Raw genomic sequence first — 20,068 nt, forward strand, 5'->3', positions numbered from 1 at the left:
CAGTACCAGGGATCGGCGCAGTAGCCGGGATACACCGGGCCGGCAATCGGGGCGGTGGGGCCGCCGCCGCGTACTTCGCCCTGTGCGCAGACCGTGGCGGCGCCGGCGTTGTCGCAGTCGGCCGCGGCGGGGGTGGCGGTCAGCAGGGTGGCGGGCACCAGGGTGATGATCAATCCCAGCGTGATCTGCCGTTGACGTGTGCGCATGGCCACCGCCTCGATTCCCCCGAACCAATTGTTCGGTGATTGTAATCCCCGGCGGGCGGAATCAGAACGCTCCGGGCTCACCCGGTTCGCGCTCGAGTACGTCGCGGCGGTACGACGTCATCATTGCGAAGTACAGCCCGCCGAGCGCGGCGGCTCGGGGCCGTTTGCGCAGGTCTGGATGGTGCGGGTGGCTTCGGTGAGCGACCGCCGTGTTAACGCTCGCGCAGGTGGCGGCGATGTACTGGCTGACAGTGCGGGGCTGTCGTGGGTTGGCTGGACCGTCTCGCGCTGCCGCTTTGCAGGTTGTCGGGTTACCGTGGACAGCTGTCAACTGTCCGCGGGGGTACGAGCAAGGGGTTGTTCATGCGCGCTGGGCGTGTTGCGGTGGCCGTGTGCGGACTCGCGTTGGCGTTGGCGCCGACGGCCAATGCTGCTGACGACCTGATGAGCGGCACTTTTACGGTCCGGGGCCCGAACGAGGTGATGGACACCTGGACCATCTCCAACCTCTGCAACGTGATCCAGGTGGGCTGCCTGGCGAACGTGACCTCGCCGCTGATCGAAGGAAAGGCCGTCTTTCAGGGCGCCCACACCTGGGCGATGAAAGTCGTCGGTCAGGTGCCGGTATGCCCGGACAGGTCCAAGACCAAGGGCGCGATGATCTTCATGTGGAACAGCCAGACTCTGCAGGGTCAGGTGACCGAGATCCAGCAGGGCAACTGCCAGATGACCCGGCCCGGGCAGTCGCAGATTCCGATTACGTTGGTGCCGGCTTAGGGGGCTGGCTTCGCCGGAAAGGCCGCTGATCCGTCGGTCCACCGCATTACTTTGTGCCAATGCGTTGGTACGCCCGCCCCCAAAACGAACCCCTCGCTCTGAGGGTCGCGCCTCGTCTCGCCTCTTGGAACAAAACCGACGATCCAGATCAGGTTCGGCTGCGGGCGTATCTGGCTGACACAGAGGCGCTTCTCGCGGAATCAAGGACAGACGGCGAATGGGCGCTGAGGCTCGACGTTGGGTTGCCCGCGGACCGGGACCTCCTCGGGATGTCAGATCTCGACAACTTCGCCTACCCCCTCGCGTACCACCTCAAGGATCCCGGGTTGGTCTCCGTCTGGTGCACTAAGCAGCATGGCGAGCGGTCCTTTGTGCGGATCGACGCGGCACGTGAGGTAGCTGCACCGTCGACAGCAGTGTTGGTTGCTAAGACGAACGCGTCAGCGACCACCGTTGCTTACAAGGAGCAGATCCACGCCGCCGTCGCACACGCCGCCGAACTCCCAGACGGACCCGTCAGGCTCGAGCTGTCGTTCGTGGTCGGTCGGCGCAGGAATTGGGTGAACCTCTGGAAGCAGACAATCGACTCACTCGATCCCATACTCGGGCGTACCAACCCAGATCGTGCATGGCATCCCCGTGACGGCAGGATCACAGAACTCGGCATGCACGTCGCCGTTGATCCTGCCGCCGGTAACGAAATTGTGGTGGGAATCGCTGCCACGGAATCTACAGCTGGCGACGTAGTGTCGGCGCCTCAACGGAAGGTGGTCTTCCAGAGTCACGGCGTGTGCCTCGGCAGACGCGAGTTGCCGGACGGAAAGGCGACGGCGTGGGATGTCTCGTTCCCGCACTGGCCCGCTGCAATGACGATGTCCACCGGGCAGGCGCAAGCGTTGCGCGATGCCCTGGTCGGGGTTTTCGGTGGCGAGGACGCTCAATGACAAAGTTTCGGTTCGATCTGGCTGAGTGGTTTGCCCGCAACGCGGACCAAGTCCGCAGTGACCTTGTCGGGTACTTCGGAGGAGGAAAGCAACCCTTCACCGGGCGATGGTTTGAACAGTTCGCGGCGATCAGTGACCCCAATCGGTTCGAAGCTTCCGATTTACTCGCAGCTGAAGCCCTCAGCGTGACAGTGCCGACCGAGGCGGCAGCGTCGCTTCTGATTGTTGATAGCGATCGGTTCAGCTCGTTACTCAAGGAGATTCCGCGCGAACAGAACCTCTGGGAGGTGGACCGATCAGATGTGGGTGCAGGAAGTGCCGCCGACAAACTGCACGGAGAGTTGCGGACCTTGTCAGGAATCGGATGGGTTGTCGCGGGCAAGCTCATGGCGGCGAAACGTCCCGAACTGATCCCAATTCTCGACAATGTGGTTCGTGACTATCTGCAACCACCGAAAGGATTCTTCTGGGTGACGATGCGCGACGAGTTGTCGGATCCTGCACGTAGGAAGGTCATTTCCGAGGTTTGCAAGGTTGCCCCGTCACATGTGAGCCTGCTTAGACGGATAGACGTCGCACTCTGGAGGGCAGCGAAGCGTGGCGCCAATCTGTGAGCTCGACTGCCTCGGCGACGTGCCAGGTGGCGTTTGAGCTTCGATGAGCGGCACAAGAACTTTCAGCTCATTTCCGCCAATCGGTGGTCCAGATAGCGAGCGACCGACGGATTGGCGATCAGACGCTTTTTCCCGTCCGGTCCGTGAATCTCCCAGTGGGACTTCGAGTGTTCGACCACAACGGTGTGCAGAGGATCGGTGCCGATGAGCATGCCACGTTTGGACAAGAGCCGCCCGTGTTCGCGGGCTTCTTGACGGGTAGGCGGACGCGTCGATGAACATCCTTGGCAGAGCCACATTCCGCTGACTGGCGTGTCTACGCATCTCTTGCAAATGGCGATACCACAGCAATCGCACCCAACAATGCCGTCTGCGCACGCGGGGCAAACTGGCTGTTGGCAGTAACCGCATTGGGCGGCAACTGATCCGAAATGTCCCTCGCGATCGATTCCGCCCCAATCGAGGATTTGTCTGCTGATCTGATCGACGCGTCGGGCGTCGGTCTGACCGGGCGCGAGGACAACGTGATACCGCCACTCGTGGCCGTCGCTATCAGAGACGGTCTGTGCTACCGATGCGCCAATATCCAGCCGGCTCCGGGGCGCCGGCGGGATCAACTTCTGCAAGAGACTCCGAAGCCCTTGCGGAAGGTCACCGAGATGCGGGATGACGACCAATTGGTCCGGCATCCACGCGGCAAGCGCATCGCTCGTGCCGCTAGCAAGCGACCTTGGACCCGTCTTGATCTGCCCGCGTGGCGCGATATGGATTGAAGTCGCCGTGGCGTTCGAGATGGTGGACAAGGTGACCTTGCTTGGATCGGTGTAGACCCCGACCTCGTCGACATCCCCCAGGTCCATGTGCCGCGACAGCAGGGTTGCTGCGGGAGCGTGCTCCGACGCTGAAATCAGATACCAATGCACCTCCTCGAGTCGGCGAACACCGAGGGCCACCAGGTTCGCAAGGTTCGCGATCACCGCCTCGGTGTCACTTCCAGCGGCCAACTTTCGGACCGTGGGCTGTGGGTTCCATGCATCAATCACCCAGGGCGGCATCAACTCGGTCGCGCCCCACTCTGCGATGACCTCCCGGTCATCCGAGTCATCAATTGTTACTTCGCTGATCCCGTCGGGTGTGACCGCCACCTCGAAACCTGAACGCTCCCAACGCATGATCAGCTGAGTGGTCGAAGGGTGTTCCAGGCCGCTCAGGACAGATTTAAGCCGATTCGGAGTTTGGAGGGCCGCTTCTGGAAAATGTGCCAACGGCGGGAATAGTTCTACGACAGCTGCAGCCACGTTGTCCGCAGGCGACGAGTTCGATACGGGGCTTCTCCCGGAGGCATTGAGTTCTGGTGCCGACCAGACAGATCGGAAACTGCGTGTCGAGTGAACGACGAGCCGGCGGTCTGTCTTTACCGACTCGGGTTTGAGTATCTGAGTGGTGGGAAGGACCTGTGTGTGCAGAGCGCGGCTTGCCGCCAAGCGCACCCGGTACGAGTCGTCGATATGACTGCGGTCGAAAGCAACCCACCGCGTGATGGCGCCGTGGCGGACGATCGCTTGCTCGTAGGCTCGCCCTCGGTTGATGAGCACGACAGCAGCATGGCCGTCTGTGCCGGCGTGAACTGTTGCCCCATGCGCGGCGAGACCTGCCGGGAGTGCTGCCCTCTGCTGGTCAGTTATTGGTGCGATGCTGCTGCAGGCTGGGCAACGATCATCGACTCGGCACGACAGGCACATGGCGCGTTCGCACATCACACAAGCTGTTACCTGCGGGTCGCGACCACAATCCGTACAGGCGTGGTCACTACAGAGAAGGCACCGCAGATTAGACACCTTGTGAGCAGTTGATGCGCACCGTCGGCACACCTCGTGTGAACAGCCTCCGCACGTAAGCGAGGCCAACTGGCCGAACTCGTCACATGCACGGCACGCCCACGAATCGCATGATGAGCACAGTGCCGCAGCTCCGGCGGCGTAGAAGTGACCGTCCCGGCATACTCCGAAATTAGACTGCCGGATCCCGAGGTCGTCGACCTGGGGAGCGAGCGGAAATCCGTCGAAGGTTTGATAAGTGTGCGTTGCGATGCCGTGCCCGTGCCACGTCTCCGAAACTGCCAGGCCGTTGCGCATCGCAGCAGTGAAGCTACGGTTGCTCTTCGTGACCAGAGCCGCGGCGAGTGCACTCGGCAGCGATGCGATACCCCGTAACGCAGACGGATTGGAAAGCACGCCCAAAGCCGCCAGTGATTCGCTGTCAGCCTGCACGATTTCGGCATCGGCCGTGAGCTCGACCAGCTTTGCAACCGGACGAATATCGCGCATTTGGAGCGTGCACTCCGCTGGTGAGGGGAACTCGCCGCCGATCTGAACTACCTCTTTGGTGGTCTTGCCTAGCCTTCCACCCGGCATTCCGATCGAGGAGAGGTAGTCGTAGGCACCCAACTGTTCGGCGGGTGAGAATCCCGGCGGACAACCGATCCACTTAACCTCCCCGGCCCCGTGTCGAGAGGTGACGAGAACTGCCTCGTTCCTTCGTTCCAATGTGACTCGGATATCCGGAAGTTCCGCTCCGCCGATCGTCGAGTCTTCAGTCGAGGGTGTCCGCCATTGAATGTCTGCAGCCCGCACATCGGATACTTGCGGGAAACCTTCATCGTTGATGGAGGAGTTCTCCTGCACGATGCTGTCTGCTTCGAGGTATGTGTCTACGAAATATGATCGGCGAGTCACCAATACCGCTAAACGCGGTGGCGGCGCGACATCGCTGCGCAGCTTTCTTAGCAGATGGGCAATTCCGGACTCCACTTCGGAGACAACAGGAATCGCCGGTGCCGATATCGGAAGGTCGGCTAGCGCCTTACTGTCGATCGAAGAACCACCGTCGGAAGCAACCGACAATTCGACCGCGACCCTTTCTGTGCCAGCTAGCCGCGCACGAGCGTCGCTGTGCTGCAATCGCCGCCCGGTTAAGTCGCGCGTGACCAGACCACAGTCCAACGGCAAGCCGTTCTGTCTCGCATACGCACGTACGCGGGCCCGTTGCGGATCGTCTGCGTCTTCGTCAACAACGACCGTCGAAGTCGACGTTGGCCGAACCAATTCGGCAACTCGTTCGCCCACCCGAAGAATGTTGTGGCCATTGAGCCTCCAGGCAATCGAGTACTGATCGTCCAGTTCGGGAGCGCGTTCGGGCGAGGTGCAGGTTCGGCACAGCCCCCCGGTCTCGCGCCGGCACCTTCCGCAACTTGGCTGTCCGCATGCTGCGCATTGCGCAAAGACTGCGTCCTCGCCGCACGCCTGGCACAGTACATGGCTGCAAGACTCACAGCTGGTCGCTTCAGACTCGTCCACCCAATGCATTTCGGAGCAGAGGGCGAGGATGCCGATGGTATTGCCAGAAGCGTCACTCTCCACGACGATGGGCTCATCAGTGCCCCACTCATATGTGATAGAGGTTTCGTCCCCACTTGGCCCCGCCCAAGTCTCCTCGACCAGCCAGTCATCTTCGTCGAGGGTGACGGCGAGTACTTTCGCTCGAGCGCGGACATCGGGGCGTCGGCTGAGACGATTCTCTTCTGAGCGTAACGCCCGTTGAAGACGAGCGCGGTCTTCCCCGGTCGTGTCGGCGATCTGTGCCTTGTAGCCGCTCACGACGCGCGCGAGCTCTTGGCTTTGTTCTTTTTCAATGATCTTCGAACGTTCGCGGCGAAGCTTCTCGAGTTGAGCTGTCGCTGCGCGTTCGAACTGGGCGATCACCTTCTGCGCAGTACCGAATGAGAGCGGCAGCGACTCGCCGTCGTGGAGTGGGCGCCGAGGCAGCCGACCTTCGTGATGGCCATTGATGTCTGCAGTGATGAGATGTTCTGTCGTCTCTGCCTCGCCGACAGTAGCTCGGAATGTCGCTTGACCATTCCACGATCCAGAGGGAATAAGGCGTCGACGGACCAGCCGGATGGAGGCCGAATGTCGATAGGGACTGGGGCCAATATCGTCGGGGATCACCGGGACGGTGGCATGCATGTCGCCGCGGACGCGGAGGAGGCCGAGCAGTTCGTCGAATACCGGGGAGCCGACGGCACAGAGCTCAGCGTCGGAGTGGTGTTCGAGACCAAACCGGTCGAAGGCCAGATGCATCACCGTTCGGCCACCGAGTTCCTGCTCGAACTCTTCATCGAACTTCGCAGTCAGGAAGGCGCCATCACCGTCGCCGGTGTCGTGCAGGATCTCGGCGTTAAGCGCGTCGAGAACGCTGCGCACCCAAGTCTGTACGCGGCGCTGTCGCATCCGCGCCCGTTCGCTCACCTCAGGTGCGAGCTCCGTGCTGCCAGCCTTGGTGAGCCCCTCGCGATGGTCGAATGCCGTCGCCATCCATTGGCTCATGCCGCTATCGGCGGCAATCAGTTCGGAGGCCTTCTCACGGGCGTGCACCAGCTCGGTGCCAAGCTGGTTGAGGAGGTTTTGCATCTTGGAGTCGTTCTCGGCGAATAGAGCTTCCATGACACGTGTTTCGAAGCTTGCGGTCTTCGAGTCATCGAGTTCGCCCAGAATTGTGGTGACCTGTCCGAACAACAGCTCAAACATGCGCAGTTTGTGGGCTAGCAGTCCGTAGACGCTCTCATCGATCGTTCCTCGCGCGTAAAGGTTGGCAACAAACACCTCGTCCTTAGGCTGGGTGAGGCGGTCCACTCGGCCGATGCGCTGCTCAATTCGCATGGGATTCCAGGGAAGGTCGTAGTTCAGCACGCAGTTGCAGAACTGCAAGTTCTGACCCTCGGCACCAGCGTCGGTCGAGATCATGATTGGCGCGTCACCGGACTTGAAGGCGGCGATAGTCGCAGCGCGCTCACCCGCTGACATCGAGCCATGGAACGACCGGGCGTTGAGCCCCTCTAGTTCCATGCGTCGAAGCAACCCCGTGACAGTGTCGGTGTGCTGGGTGAAAATCAACACCCGGCCGTGTTCTCGCAACCAGTCTCGGGTGATGTCCAGCGCGGTGTCTTCACGCGCTGACTCGTTGATGTCCATGGCGCGATGTCCGATTTCGAGGAGCACTTCTCGAACCCGAGGGTCAGGATGACGCTCGGCCATCCGTAGCGCTGTCGTCCCCATCGCGAATGGGCTTGCGGTGAGACGGAGTGCCAGGCTTCGACGACGCATCGCGTCGCCAGGGTCGCGCATCACCGCGCGCAGCAATTGAGTTGCTAAGACGTAAAGCTCCTGCTCCCGGGAGCCCAGGTTGACGGGAACATCTACCGCGCGACGCACCACTCGGTCCACGCCGGCCTGAGCGCGAGTGGTGCGGATCATCACGCTGCTAATGAGCCGGCGCAGCGCGGCTGGGTCATTTGGCGTGCGGGGGTCGTATCCCTTCATGAACTGGCGCTTGAAATCGGTGACTGAACTGAATGTGCCGGGTCTGAGCAACTCGACGAGCCGGTAAAGCTCGAGTAGGTCGTTCTGTACGGGCGTCGCGGTCAGGAAGAACGCGTAGCGGCATTTCGTCGTCAATGAAGTGATGACATCACGAGTCTTCCGCGCGCCACTACCGGCAGCGCGATGAGCTTCGTCCACGATGACGATGTCCCAAGGCTTCTTGGTGAGTTTCTCAGCATTGCTTCGACCCAGTGTCAGACTGAGGATCAGTCTGTCCTGCTGCTGGATCTCGGGACCACGAGCCGCGATGTCGAAACTCATGTCGAACTTACTGTTCATCTCCTCGCGCCACTGATCGCGCAACGGTGCCGGGCACAAGATGAGCACTCGCTTCGCGAGCCCACGTAGCGCGAGCTCCTTGACTGCTAAACCGGCTTCGATGGTCTTGCCGAGGCCAACTTCATCGGCAAGTACAGCGCGGCCCCGTAACCGAGACAACGCATGCCGCGCAACAGCCTCTTGATGTGGCATCCGGTCGACGTTTGAAACATCGACCGCTAGAAGTTCCTCGAAGTCGTCGAGCGTTGCAAGCTCTTCCCCTTGCAGACGCAGTTCCACCAGGGAGAGTTCATCGAATCCCGCAGCCTTCAGTTGCTCAGCCAGGAGTTCACGTGCGGTGCTGAGGAACCCAATTGTGCGGTCACCACCTGCGCCCCAGTCGTATTCGGTGTCAGCGTGAAACTGGCGGTCGACGGTGGCGCGACGCTTCTTGGCCTTCGCTCCACTCGACTTGGCGATCGGGACAGGCGGTGGCGTAACGATACTGATCTGGCTCGGCGTCCCTGGCGGCAGAAGCTGCAGCCGGTACACGGTATCGACGAGTCGCAGCCGCAACAGGCCACCTTCTTGACCCCAATCTTGCAGACGTTCGGTGAGCAGTTCACCGCTAAGTTGTCGGCTACGTCCGCTCCACTGCGCCAGAAACGGTTCACTCTCGAGTTCGAGCTCGATGGCTGAACTATGTTCCGGCAGTGCTAGCGCTGCCGACTCCCGCTCAGTAAGCGCGAGCAGGCCAGTTTCTAGGATTTGGTGGGTGATTCGCTTCTCGATCATTCTGGCTCCGTCATACCAAGTGATTGCCAGCCGGCAGATGTCAGGGTGAGGGACTGGTAGGAGGACTGGGACCCTTCGCGGACGGCAGTTCGACGTTCGACGAGGCCCCTCTCGATCAGCTTGCTCACCGAGTCGTCCCAGCGGCGTTCGCTACCGCGGACGTGACGCAGCGCACCAAACTGAGGGCAGTTCAACACGCCGGCACCAAGCGGACGTCCCTCGCCCAGTGATTCACGCCCAAGCACTGCTGCCTTGAGACTGGCTTCGCCGTACGCGCCGCCACGAAATCGAGACGCCCACGCGATCGCCTGAAGAACAATAAGTTCGACATTGACCAGCAACTCGGGATCGGGCACCATCCGGTCGGGAAGAGCGGACCATGGTGCCGCCTCGCCGCTGCACACGTCGCACAGTTCGACATCTCGGCTCTTGCAATCCAAGACGGTGTCGCCGAAGTGGCTTCCGACTACCGTTCGGCGGCAGTTAGAGTCGTTGGTCGCGTAATCGATCATTGCCTGGAGACGCCGCTTCTGCCACCACTTCCATTTAGCAGACTCACTTTCGAGCGACTGCTGAGGCGCGACGCGCGACAGTACGCGTACGCGACGCAGTCTCTTTGAGCTGTAGAACGTGATCAGCCGGTCCAGCGACCAGTTGATGAGCTGCTGCTCGAGCTCATCCGGGTCATGGCCGTGCTCGTCCTTCAATTGCTGAAAGTCGAGCTGCACCCGGACGTTCGGCCGAGCTCGGTGCGCCTGGTAGAAGAGCTCACGGAATAGCCGGCGTTCGTCTTCATCGCTGGGATCCCTAAAGCCGACTTCGACAGTGCCTCGTGCCGAGCAGTCCAAACCCTGTTCGATGGCGTGCACGCGTTCCAATTGGGCCAGATGCACGTTGATCTCATCATCGTCGATTCCGAGTTTGTCGGCAATGTCATCGATGTCAAAGACACGGCTGCTGCCACGTTCGGGACACTCCCACAGTGCGGCCAGGAGCTGTTGTGTAATTGCCGCGTCGGCCTTGGTTCCGTGTGCCTCGATGAGCCGGCGACGGCGTGCAAGGTCGGAGTTCGTGTACAGCAACACGCATTCACCGGAGACGTCGCGCGCACGAGCGGCGCGGCCTGCTTCTTGGGCGTACCCGTCTAGAGAGTCTGGGAGGTCGTAATGGGCGACCCATCCGATATTCGGCTTATTGATACCCATTCCGAATGCTTTGGTGGCGACGATGATTCGTGTTGTGTCGGAATCGAAGTCCTCTTGGACCGCATCGCGTTGTTCGGGAACCATGCCCGCGTGGTACGGCCGGGCGGCGTGGCCGGCTCGACGCAAGAGCGCGGCGATCTCTTCGGCGAGCGCGCGTTTGGAGACGTAGATGATCCCCGACTTATCTCCGGCCCATGTCACAAAGCGTAGTAGTTCCCGGGCTCGGTCCCGCTCGTCAGCGCACTTGACCACCCGGAATCGAAGGTTGGGCCGATCGCTTGGCTCGCGGATGGCGATGGGCTCATGCATGTCCAACGCGACCGTGATGTCCTTTTCGACCTCAGGTGTGGCTGTCGCCGTAAGCCCTGCTCGTGGTGGACGGGTCTCGAAGGTGGCCACGGAAGCGGGAACCTGGCGAAACTCCGGTCGGAAATCATGCCCCCACACTGAAATGCAGTGCGCCTCGTCAACGACGACGCGGTTGAGCTGCTGGCGCCCTAATGCACCCCTTAGCACCGGATCTCGGGCTAGTCGTTCTGGAGAGACGTAGAGCAGCCGCACTTGGCCATTCGCCGTGTCGCGCAGTATTTCGGTTTGCAAGACCCGTGATGTTGTGCCTGTGATGCCTTGAACGGGTCTGATACCGCGCCGGCCACGCAAGTCGTTGACCTGATCCTTGATCAAGGCGATCAAGGGGGACACGACGACGGTAGCCCGTGCTTCGGGGGCGAGTAGCGCGGGAAGTTGGAAACACAGCGACTTACCGAAGCCGGTAGGTAGCACGGCTACGACGTCTCTTCCTTCGATGATCGCCCGCATTACTTCAAGTTGTTTGGGCTGTAGTTTGGTGATCCCAAACAACTTCTCTGCGGCCTCGGTGAGTTTCGCGGTGGGATCTTCGCCTTCGACGAGCCTGAGGCTTTCAAGAAGTTGGGTGACGTCATCACGGCCAAAGGAGATGGCGTCGGAGAGGTCGGGTGGTGTGCCCGTGACGAACTCGATGGCGCGGGTCCACGCGTCATCCCGGTCGATGGCTTCGTGGATGGTGGGCTCCGGCAGCGATTCGAGGATCACTCGTTGAGCCAGAGTCGGTGAGTGCAGGCGACGGTCACACACAAAAGCTGCGCCTCTGTCCTTCTCAGAACGAATGAGTCGACCAAACCCTTGGGTGAAGAGCATGGCCGTCATCGGAAGGACGTATTCACGGAACGGGTCCCCACCGCGCTCCGCTATGGCGCGCTGGCGAGCAGACACCAGGGGGTCATCCGGATGGGGATAGGGCGGCTTCTCAAGGAACAGATACGAGAGTGTGTCGCCGGGTGCGTCAAAGCCTTCCCAATACGACTTGAGGCCATAGAGCACAGTGCCGGGTTCTGTTCGGAAACGGTGGGCGATCTGCGCGCGGCCTAACTCACCTTGGACCAGCAACTCGACCCCGCGGTCGGCGAGTTCGACCGACTTCGTTCGAACACCGTGTGCGACGGCCTCCATACGTTTTCGGGCGGCAAAGAGCGTCAGCGTCTTCCCGCCGGATAACGACAGGAATCCAGCTTGGTCGGCAGCCATTTCCTCGCAGAACTCACGCTCGTTGATCGGCACGGGTACGGGTAGGTGGTTGGTAAGCACCACGATCGACTGGTTCTGGTAGTCGAACGGGGAGGCGAGACGCAGTGCTCGAAATGCCTCACCGTCGGCGTCGGGACTGATCTGGATACCGAGCCGGGAGGCGAGGTAGTCGAAGTGGCGCTCCACCGTTAGCGTCGCTGAGCAAAGGACGGTGGAGTGGGTGCGATCGACCACCTGTTGCTTGAACTCAGGGAAGACGTGGATGGGCAGACGCTCGAACGTCCATACTGCTGGGTCGTCTTCTTCGGCGGCGAGGCGGTAGACCCAGAGGTGACTATCGGGGAGTTCACCAACCGCCTCCAGAAGAGCGATGGCGTTGTCGAGGCGTTCGGAGAACCCGCGGAGTCGCTGCTTCGCCGAGGAGAGTTTCTTCATCTCCGCCAGTGAACTTCGAAGGACGGTAACCGCTTTGGCGAGCTGAATAAGCCAATAACGGACGCTCGACGCAGCTTGGCGCAAAGCCCGGAACTCCGGGCGGTTGTTGACCACTCCCGCCTGCAGGACCACGGCGTCGGCTTTACCCGCGTACTCATGGAGATAGGTGTCGATTGCCTCGGACAGTTCCTTACCGGTCGATCGCACTTGGGTAGATGCTGTCGCGATCGACTCCATGGCGTCGCCGACGGCCTGGTCGCCTTTGGTCTTGGTGCGGATGTCTCGCATCAGCCGGGACCGGTTCGCGAGGCTGTTGACAAGAATCTCCAGCTCGAGCGCGTCGACGCGTTCGGTCCAGGCAGCTGTCAACGAGTCCTCGAGTGCATGAGCCTCATCGAAGACCAGGTCGGCCCTACCTTCGGCCAGCACATCACCAGGAGCTCGAGAGCCCTGCTGTTCGAGTTTGATCCAGCTGGCGATCAGTGCGTGATTGACAGATACCACGCCGGGCTTCTTCTCAAGGTTCACCAGCTGCTGCATCAGCGGACACACGGTGGCCCACAGGCAGTTTCGTCGGTCACACCCGCCTGAATTCGTACGCAGGCGCGCGCGGGTTCTGGCGTAGTGGGCATCGGAGCTACTTATCGCGTAGTCGGTGACGTCATCCCATGTTCCCGACGACGACGTTGCCAACGTTCGAGCAGCAACAGCCAGAGCCAGCCCGGAAGCGTCCTTGTCGGTCAGGACGCCTTCAAGCTCCCTCGCGCACACATAATTGCCAACTCCCTGGATCTGTCGGAAAGGCGCGCGCAGTAGGCCGTCTTCATGGAGCCGGGCGGCGTCGGCACGAAGTTGGTTTTGAAGCGCCTTTGTCGCGGTTGCCACGAGGACCGGTCGGCCTGCTTGCGATGCGCGGCCGAGGGCAGGCAACAGGTAGGCGAGGGACTTACCGGTTCCCGTTGGTGCTTCCACGGCCAGACGACCACCGCCGTCAAAGACCTGTGCGACGGCGTGCGCCATTTCCTGCTGGGCAGGTCGGGGCAGCAGGTGGCGTTGCTGATGCAAAACAGGAAAGTCATCACGTACCGCCGACCACGCGTCAGGAGCTGGCGAGCCGGTGGCCTCGAGTAGCGGATCGGCAGGGCGGTCGAGCGTCGACAGGTCAGGCACTTCGGTCAACTGGGGTAGGAGCTTGGCGAGGCTATGGCCGGTCGTTTCGAGTGCAGCGATCGCGAGATTCCAGCTGGGCTCACTCAGGTCTACTGAGGCAAGCAGTTCTCGCACGACTGCGGCGGTCGCGACGGCATCCGGGAGGGCTCGGTGAGGATTGTCGTGGCTGATCTTGTGTGCCATCACGAGGTCGGCGAGCTGGCGGTTGGGCATCGCGACATCGACCAGTAACGACAGCTGCATGCTGTCGGCAACGGGAGGGAATCTGACCGCCTCGACGCCGGCACGTTCAGCTGCCTTTAGGAGAAACGGAAGATCGAAGTCGAGGAGGTTGTGGCCGATCACGAGGTCAACGTCTTCCAGGTGAGCCTGCAGCACCCGCAGTGCCTGGTCGAATGAGACGACGTCGTCGGTGGCCGGCGTCGGTCGCTCAATACCGTCGGGTAGGTCGACTGCGAGGTCGACCAACGGCGTGCCGTCGAGGCGCACGACGGCAATTTCGGTGACGAAGTCTTTTGTGCGGTTCAGACCGGTGGTTTCCAGGTCGAGCACGGCCACGCGGTCCATTCGTACGCGCTCGGGTCCGGGGCGATACCACTCCGCAGTGTCTGAATCCTCTTCGTCGGGCTCCGCCGGTGCCTCGCGATCGGTAGTCGCGATGGAAAGGCGGCCATTGGCGGAAACTGCGAATCGATGGGGAAAACGATCGGGGAGCTGGAGGAGCCGTTCGATGGCGAGTACGAATTGGTCTGACCGCAGCCGGTCGCGAAGTTCCATCGCCGTGAGCGGGCCGTGCTCGGCCAGGATGCGGTGCGCAGCTTCCGCAGCCGGAGGCAGAGGGCGGTTCTCGGTGCTCATGGTTTGTCCGTCACTACGGAACTACGGGTGCGATTCGAGAAGGCGTGGAGTCTGACTGGCACCGTCAGTTGTCTCGATCTCTGCTCGTCGACTCCTCGTTGTCGGACTCGTCTCCTGGCGGCAATGGTGATTTGGCTGGGGACTTCTCGGCAAGGTACTCACCCATCCGAATCAGTCGCTGTCCAGCTGCGCCGACGACTTTGAGTGCCGAGTCCGCGACGGCGTCGATCACGGCCTCCGCAGCGTCCAAGACGTTGGGAGTGTCTGGATTCGACCATTCCTCAATCTGGTGGCGCCGCGCTGTAGCGAAGCGATCTAGTTCGTCACGCAGGGTTGACCGATACTCAGCAAGCTCCCGCACCTTCTGAAAGCGAAATCCCTCTATGGGGGCTGGTTTTGCGAAGTCGTCCAGCAGGCTCTTCGCCTCGCGATAGAGCTTGCCGTCCTCAGCAAGCTGATGGCGGATCAGTTGGTTGAGATCGTCGATTACGCGCTGTCGATGCTGTGGTTCCTTCTCCCCAATACGGGCCAGTCGAAGGAGTTGCCAGCGATACAGCGCATCCTCCGCGACGACCAGGAGGCTCAGGGTTTCGCCGAGCTGCTTCTCCTCGACCGCAGCGCGCAACTTGGCTGCGCGCTCCTGTACAGGCCGGTTGGGTTCGAACGAGTCGAGGACTCGGCTCACGTGGTTTCTGAGTTGCTCAACAGTCACATTGAGTGCTGGTCCTAGGCCAGCCAACGCATCCCAGTCCGCATCCGGTAGCTCGCCGTGTTTGTCGAGGAAGTCCGTTGCCCGGCGGATCGACAGGTGGTTGCCGAGCACATCACCCGCACGGGTCGCCTGGGCGATGTTGAGGACGGACTCGACTTTGCCTTCGACGCGGCGCACGGCGGTCTCGACGTCGGCGATCGCAGACTTGAGCGCCAATTGTGTCGCGATCAGTTGCACGGCAAGCATTTGTGGCGGTGCGATTGGCGTCGGTGCCCACTGCAGCTGCTGCAGGAATAGCCCGTTGTCGCCTCGTGTCATCATCCGGAAGTAGCCGTCTGTGCCTGGTATCCAATTGCCGACCCGCAAGGCGTTGACGCTGTCGGGGTGGAGCCGGACGTACTTCCCGCTATCGGCGAGGATTCCTGCCATTCCGGCCAGGAGGCCTGCGGCGTTGCCGATTGAGGACCGATTGATGCCGGTGACCTGCATTGTCCTCCCGGCGGCGTTTCGCAAACGCGACAAATAGGCTTCGACAGCTTCGGGTTCACCGGAAACGACGAGGCCGCCGGGTTGAACCGATACCTCAACCGCATCGCTGTCCACCGGCGCCGGGAGGTTGTCGGAAGTGTCGTCTGGCATAGCTACTCCTGGTTCTGCGATATCGACGCAAAACGACGCCGGATTCTCAAAATTGCGTCCGTCTCGAAGGTGGTCATGGCGTATACCCGAACTGCTCGAGCCGCCGCCTAGCGATCTCAATCTCGTCCTCGGTGAACAACCCAGAGAACTGTGGCTCAACGACGACGGCCTCCACCGTCAGGTCTAGCCGGCCCCGTTCCCACAACTTGGCAAACCCATCAGAGACCGCTGGCGAAGCCAGTAGCTTGTGGGCTGTTTCCAGCGGACCGTACTGGGAAAGCATGTTCACGTAGTAGGAGGCGTTGTAATCCGCCTCCGAACGGCCTCGTAAGTAGACATTCTTCATTCGATGCGCAAAGGCCGCCTCGATTTCGCTCGTCTCCGAGTCGTTGGCGTTGGCGACAGTAACTTCTTCCTGCGAGCCTGCCGCCATTGCGGCCTCGCTGTCGACGAACCGTAACAGCGCGTCTACTGAGGTGAAGACCCGAATCTTCAACTCTTCCAAGCGGGGTAGGTCGGCATCGTCGGGATCGAGTTCGAGGACGACGGGATCCCCCAACTCCTCCTGAAGACCCTTTGGCCAGAACGCTTCAGCGACGGCAAGAACCGCACCGGTATCAGGGTCTGGAATCTCGGCGTCGACCTCTGGCTCGGCGTAGCCCCTGCGACTCAGCTCCGCGATAAGTGCTTGCACCTGTTCAGCGCGGGGGTCGTCTATCTCCTCATCGGCGACCTGCAGACGTTCCAGGATGACGTCGTCATGCGGCGCCTGCGGATTTCGCAGACTCTCGAGGAAGGATTGTGCAGATGCCGCCAGTAGTTCACGACGCGCGGCCAGAAAGTCTGAATACCGCTCCACGCGCCAAAGTTCCGGGTCAGTCGGAATCCACTGAGACTCAAGCACACCGGGATGCTTAGCCTGCACCTCTGGTAGATACTCCGCCGGATCGCGCATGCCAATCTTGATGTTGGTGTCCTGAGTGAGAAAGCAGAAGTTCGCGAGAGCGTTGATGTCGTTGCGGTCGAAGCCGTGCTCGCGCAGCAGAGCCTTTGGGAAGATGTGATGAACCTGCAGGGAAGTGAGCTTGCCGAGAAGTTCGGCTCGCAATTCGAGCCCGCTGCCGAAATCACGGGCGCCGTCGACTCTGGTCAAGAGGTACAGCAGCGGATAGAACCGTGATCCACGCGTGGATCCGGTGAAGTCGTCCGGGGTGACGACCAGTTTTCCACCCCGGACGCGTTCTAGCGTGGAGATCAGCGCGTCGACGCCACCGCGTTCCACTGCGTCGTAGTCCTGCTGGAGAAAAGTCTCTGTTGAACCGCTGAATCGGCCCCACAGCGCGGAGTGCACGTACCAGTAAAGGACTTTGTCCCGGTGGGTGCTATCGGTGAATCCGCCGCCGTTTGTTTGAAGCAGCCGTGTGACAACGGGCGTGGCATAACGGCCCATCAGCACGCGGTCATGGTCGAGGCCAAGACGGCCGGAGGCGGCGTCGAGGAAAGTACCGACGTGGCTCACCGACTTTGCGAGCGCAGTCTCGAACTCGTTAGCGGACACCTCAGTGAGAGACGAGAACAACGCCCGGCCTGTTGCGACTGCCGTCGCGTTCCGCAATAGCCAATCCAACGAGAATTTGAATCCGACCTTCTTCCAACGGTCGAGGTTGTTTCGCAGCTCTTTTCGGGCGTCGGGCCACTCTGCGCACAGCCGGGCCAGCGCAAGGTCGCCCTTGGATAACTTCGTGCCGCCGGAGTTGACCTTATTGAAGATGTCGACGACCTCGTCGACGGTCTTCTCGGCGCCGGTGATCTTTTCGGAGTTGAAGTTGCGGTTCTCGATCTCCTTGATCCGGTTCAACCGTTCAAGGTAGGTATTGAGTACTTCGCGTTCGACATTGGGGAATGCGGTCAGGTACTCGAACGGCCCCTTCCGGAACAATTCGGTCACGTTTACCCACGTTGGGTCGCCGGCCATCTTGCTTGGTGCGTAGAACTCGAATGATTCGGTCTCGACGTTGAAGTGCAACCCGGTGAACGCGCTCTTGTCACCTTCGAAGAAGGGCGGCGGGGTTCCTCGAACAACCCCGTACATCGATGTGACGCGCTGTTGTCCATCTAGGAGCAGCTGACGTGTGCCACCCCCACCCGATGCCCCGCGAACGGTGATGCCTTCCGACGTGGTCTCCCACACCAGCAGACCACCGACTGGGTACTGCTTGTAGAGCGACCGCATGAGGCCGCGGACCTGGTCGCGGTTCCAGACGTAGCCCCGCTGGAACTCGGGGAGAAGGACTACACCCGAATCGATTTCGTCCAGCAAGGTAGACAAGCGGGTCACTTGAAACTCCTTTTCAGTTCTTCTCAAGGGCGGTCAGGAACGGGCTGGGTTCGCCATGCCAGGTCACGAGCAGTTCTTCCCGCGCCCTGGTGCACGCGACGAACAGCAGGCAGCGCTCGCGTTCTAGGTCTTGTTCGTGGGTGTGCCTGTCCTCATCGATAGGAGTCAGGGCCTTTGCCTCCGGAACGTGTTTTGCGCTGACGCCCGCTACCGTGATGCAGCGGAACTCCAGCCCCTTCATGCGGTGCATAGTGCCGACGCGTACCGACTCGTCGTTATCCGCTGCCTTGGCGAGGTCGACCGATCGAACGCGCGACGTCTTGAGTGCCTGTTGAATTTTCGCGGTGAGCCACTTGGCGCGAACAGCGACGCCAATCTCAGACGGCGCAACGCCTGCGGCAATCCATTTCTTGATGGTGTCGGCGATTGCCTGCGCCTCAGCTTCGGCGTTCGCAAAACTCTGCAACGTGGGGGGCCGTCCGTGGACGTGGGACCTGCAGCCGGCGATGGAGTCCAGGCCGCCCTCCATGTCGTCGATGGCTTGCCCACGCAGCAAGCCAAGACTCCAGGCGAGGATCTCGGCGGTGGTGCGGTAGTTGATGCTGAGCCGTGACGAACGACCGGCGATGTTGATCCCGACTTCGCGCAGGCTGACCCGGTTGTCGTAGATGCGTTGATGGGTGTCGCCTGCGATGAAAATGTCATCTGGCGCTTCGGCAACGGCGGCTCGCAGCAGACGCCATTGGTCGGGGCTGAGGTCTTGTGCTTCGTCGATGATGATGTGTCGGAAAGGCTTCTCGGAGGAATGCTCTAGCAGGTGAGTGGCCTCGCGCCGGATGGTCTCGTGCGTCCAGAAACCCCGGGTGGCAAGAGCGCGTTCGAACTCGTTGACGGCTTGCCAAACCTGGGCTCGTTGCGTGGAACCCAGGGCTCGGCCGCGGCCCGTTCGCTTCGCTGCGAGATACGCGTCGGCCGAGCTGATCCGGCGTGCCAGCACTACTTGTCGCCATTCTTCGGACAGGAATGCTGGAGTGAAAGCTAAGCCAAGCTGATGGATCAGTTCGGCCCACAACGCCTTTTCGTCGTCATGTCCTAGCAATAGGGGTGCGCCGTGGGCCTTACGGAAGACGCGGTGGGCAATCCGATCAACGTGCGACACCTCGATGCGGCTCTGAACATCGTCCTCGACGAGCATGTCGAGCCCGGACTGTAACGTCTCAGACAACGTGGAGGTGAACGTGGTGACGAGGACCTTGCCGTCATTGCGCTTAGCGAGCATGCTCGCCCGGTGTAGCGCGACGACAGTCTTGCCGGTGCCGGGGCCGCCGGTGACGCGGGCGGGTCCCTTGTAGGTGGCGTTGACGACAGTGCGCTGGGTTGGGTGGAGGTACACCCGCCACGTGGCGAACGGGTACGCGAAGACGTCCATCAGCTCGTCGGGTCCGTCGACGAGGACGACGCGGTCATTGCTTCGGAGGATTGCGGCGTCGATGTCTTCGGTGTCGACGGGCTCGTTCAGAATTTGCGTGCCAAGATCGGCCCACACTTCATCAGGAGTGAATCCGGCGGCAAGCCCGAACAGCACATCCCACTGTGTTTCGGGGAGAAAGGATTTCGCAGCGTCGAGCTGGACAGGGTCGGTGACGGTGCGCGCGAACGCGAGGACCTTCTCGTCGATGCCGAGCTTCGTCAGCTCACCATCCTTGATGTTGGCGAAGATCGGTGCGCCGGCAGACTTGGCGGCGTGAGCCATTTCGGGGATTTGGCGTTCGAGTTCGGCTTCGTCACGGATTTCTATGCCGCCGGTCGCGGAGTTGACAGACACATTGCTCCGTTGAGCCCAGGCGTATGCGTCATCGTGGTGTAAAACCTTCAGCAGGGTGTAGACGTCTCCCGTAACGGGCGCTAACACGATGCCGCGCCAGGCTTGGTCGATGCGGATGGATCGGAACCGCGGGTTGCGCGCGTTGGCGATTTTCTCCAGGTGCAACCCCGTGTGGGTGGCAGCGTCGAACTCGTCGAAGACCTCGGTAACCCGTTTAACGACAGGCTTTTCCATCTTGGCGAGGTCGGCGATGAAGCCCTTATCGATGGCGAGTGGCATTGTTCTTCC

General features: G+C 61.3%; 9 protein-coding genes. 3 read left to right on the plus strand and 6 right to left on the minus strand.

Going from position 1 to position 20,068, the window contains the following annotated elements; all coding sequences use genetic code 11:
• The coding region (locus MSZK_RS16120) for a hypothetical protein (RefSeq protein ID WP_099249484.1) at positions 1–206 on the minus strand (206 nt) is incomplete at its 3' end.
• A gap of 363 nt (positions 207–569) precedes the next feature.
• Here MSZK_RS16120 and MSZK_RS16125 point away from each other — a divergent pair.
• From MSZK_RS16125 to MSZK_RS16135, 3 genes are read left to right on the plus strand one after another with little or no spacing between them, the layout of a single operon-like run.
• Positions 570–983 carry a hypothetical protein gene (locus MSZK_RS16125; protein WP_142389941.1) on the plus strand — a complete coding sequence of 138 codons (414 nt, stop codon included), beginning with the start codon at positions 570–572 and terminating at the stop codon, positions 981–983.
• 59 nt (positions 984–1,042) lie between these two features.
• Complete coding sequence (locus MSZK_RS16130) at positions 1,043–1,927, plus strand: hypothetical protein (RefSeq protein ID WP_199203364.1); 885 nt, start codon at positions 1,043–1,045, stop codon at positions 1,925–1,927.
• Positions 1,924–2,541: a DUF6308 family protein gene (locus tag MSZK_RS16135; RefSeq protein WP_099249488.1), complete on the plus strand. Its 618-nt coding sequence runs from the start codon at positions 1,924–1,926 to the stop codon at positions 2,539–2,541. Before MSZK_RS16130 ends, MSZK_RS16135 begins: the two co-directional genes overlap by 4 nt.
• Positions 2,542–2,603: 62 nt before the next feature.
• Here MSZK_RS16135 and MSZK_RS16140 read toward each other — a convergent pair whose 3' ends face one another.
• From MSZK_RS16140 to MSZK_RS16160, 5 genes are all read right to left on the minus strand, one after another.
• A complete protein-coding gene (locus tag MSZK_RS16140; protein WP_099249490.1) occupies positions 2,604–9,032 on the minus strand; it encodes an SNF2-related protein in 6,429 nt (2,142 codons plus the stop codon).
• Positions 9,029–14,266, minus strand: coding sequence for a RecQ family ATP-dependent DNA helicase (locus MSZK_RS16145; protein ID WP_099249492.1), 5,238 nt, complete (start codon positions 14,264–14,266; stop codon positions 9,029–9,031). Before MSZK_RS16145 ends, MSZK_RS16140 begins: the two co-directional genes overlap by 4 nt.
• Before the next feature lie 64 nt (positions 14,267–14,330).
• Positions 14,331–15,617, minus strand: a complete 1,287-nt coding sequence (locus tag MSZK_RS16150; RefSeq protein ID WP_233211346.1) for a hypothetical protein — start codon at positions 15,615–15,617, stop codon at positions 14,331–14,333.
• A gap of 73 nt (positions 15,618–15,690) precedes the next feature.
• Positions 15,691–17,955, minus strand: coding sequence for a DUF262 domain-containing protein (locus tag MSZK_RS16155; protein WP_099249494.1), 2,265 nt, complete (start codon positions 17,953–17,955; stop codon positions 15,691–15,693).
• A gap of 13 nt (positions 17,956–17,968) precedes the next feature.
• On the minus strand, positions 17,969–20,059 hold the full coding sequence (locus MSZK_RS16160) for a UvrD-helicase domain-containing protein (protein ID WP_099249496.1): 2,091 nt from the start codon (positions 20,057–20,059) through the stop codon (positions 17,969–17,971).
• Positions 20,060–20,068: the final 9 nt, after the last annotated feature.

The organism is Mycobacterium sp. shizuoka-1, from assembly GCF_002723835.1.
In the GTDB taxonomy this organism is placed as follows: Bacteria; Actinomycetota; Actinomycetes; order Mycobacteriales; family Mycobacteriaceae; genus Mycobacterium.

Coding starts and splice junctions, on each gene's coding strand:
- MSZK_RS16140 (WP_099249490.1), bottom strand. CDS start 9,032: ATGATCGAGAAGCGAATCACCCACCAAATCCTAGAAACTGGCCTGCTC.
- MSZK_RS16150 (WP_233211346.1), bottom strand. CDS start 15,617: ATGCCAGACGACACTTCCGACAACCTCCCGGCGCCGGTGGACAGCGAT.
- MSZK_RS16125 (WP_142389941.1), top strand. CDS start 570: ATGCGCGCTGGGCGTGTTGCGGTGGCCGTGTGCGGACTCGCGTTGGCG.
- MSZK_RS16130 (WP_199203364.1), top strand. CDS start 1,043: ATGCGTTGGTACGCCCGCCCCCAAAACGAACCCCTCGCTCTGAGGGTC.
- MSZK_RS16160 (WP_099249496.1), bottom strand. CDS start 20,059: ATGCCACTCGCCATCGATAAGGGCTTCATCGCCGACCTCGCCAAGATG.
- MSZK_RS16145 (WP_099249492.1), bottom strand. CDS start 14,266: ATGAGCACCGAGAACCGCCCTCTGCCTCCGGCTGCGGAAGCTGCGCAC.
- MSZK_RS16135 (WP_099249488.1), top strand. CDS start 1,924: ATGACAAAGTTTCGGTTCGATCTGGCTGAGTGGTTTGCCCGCAACGCG.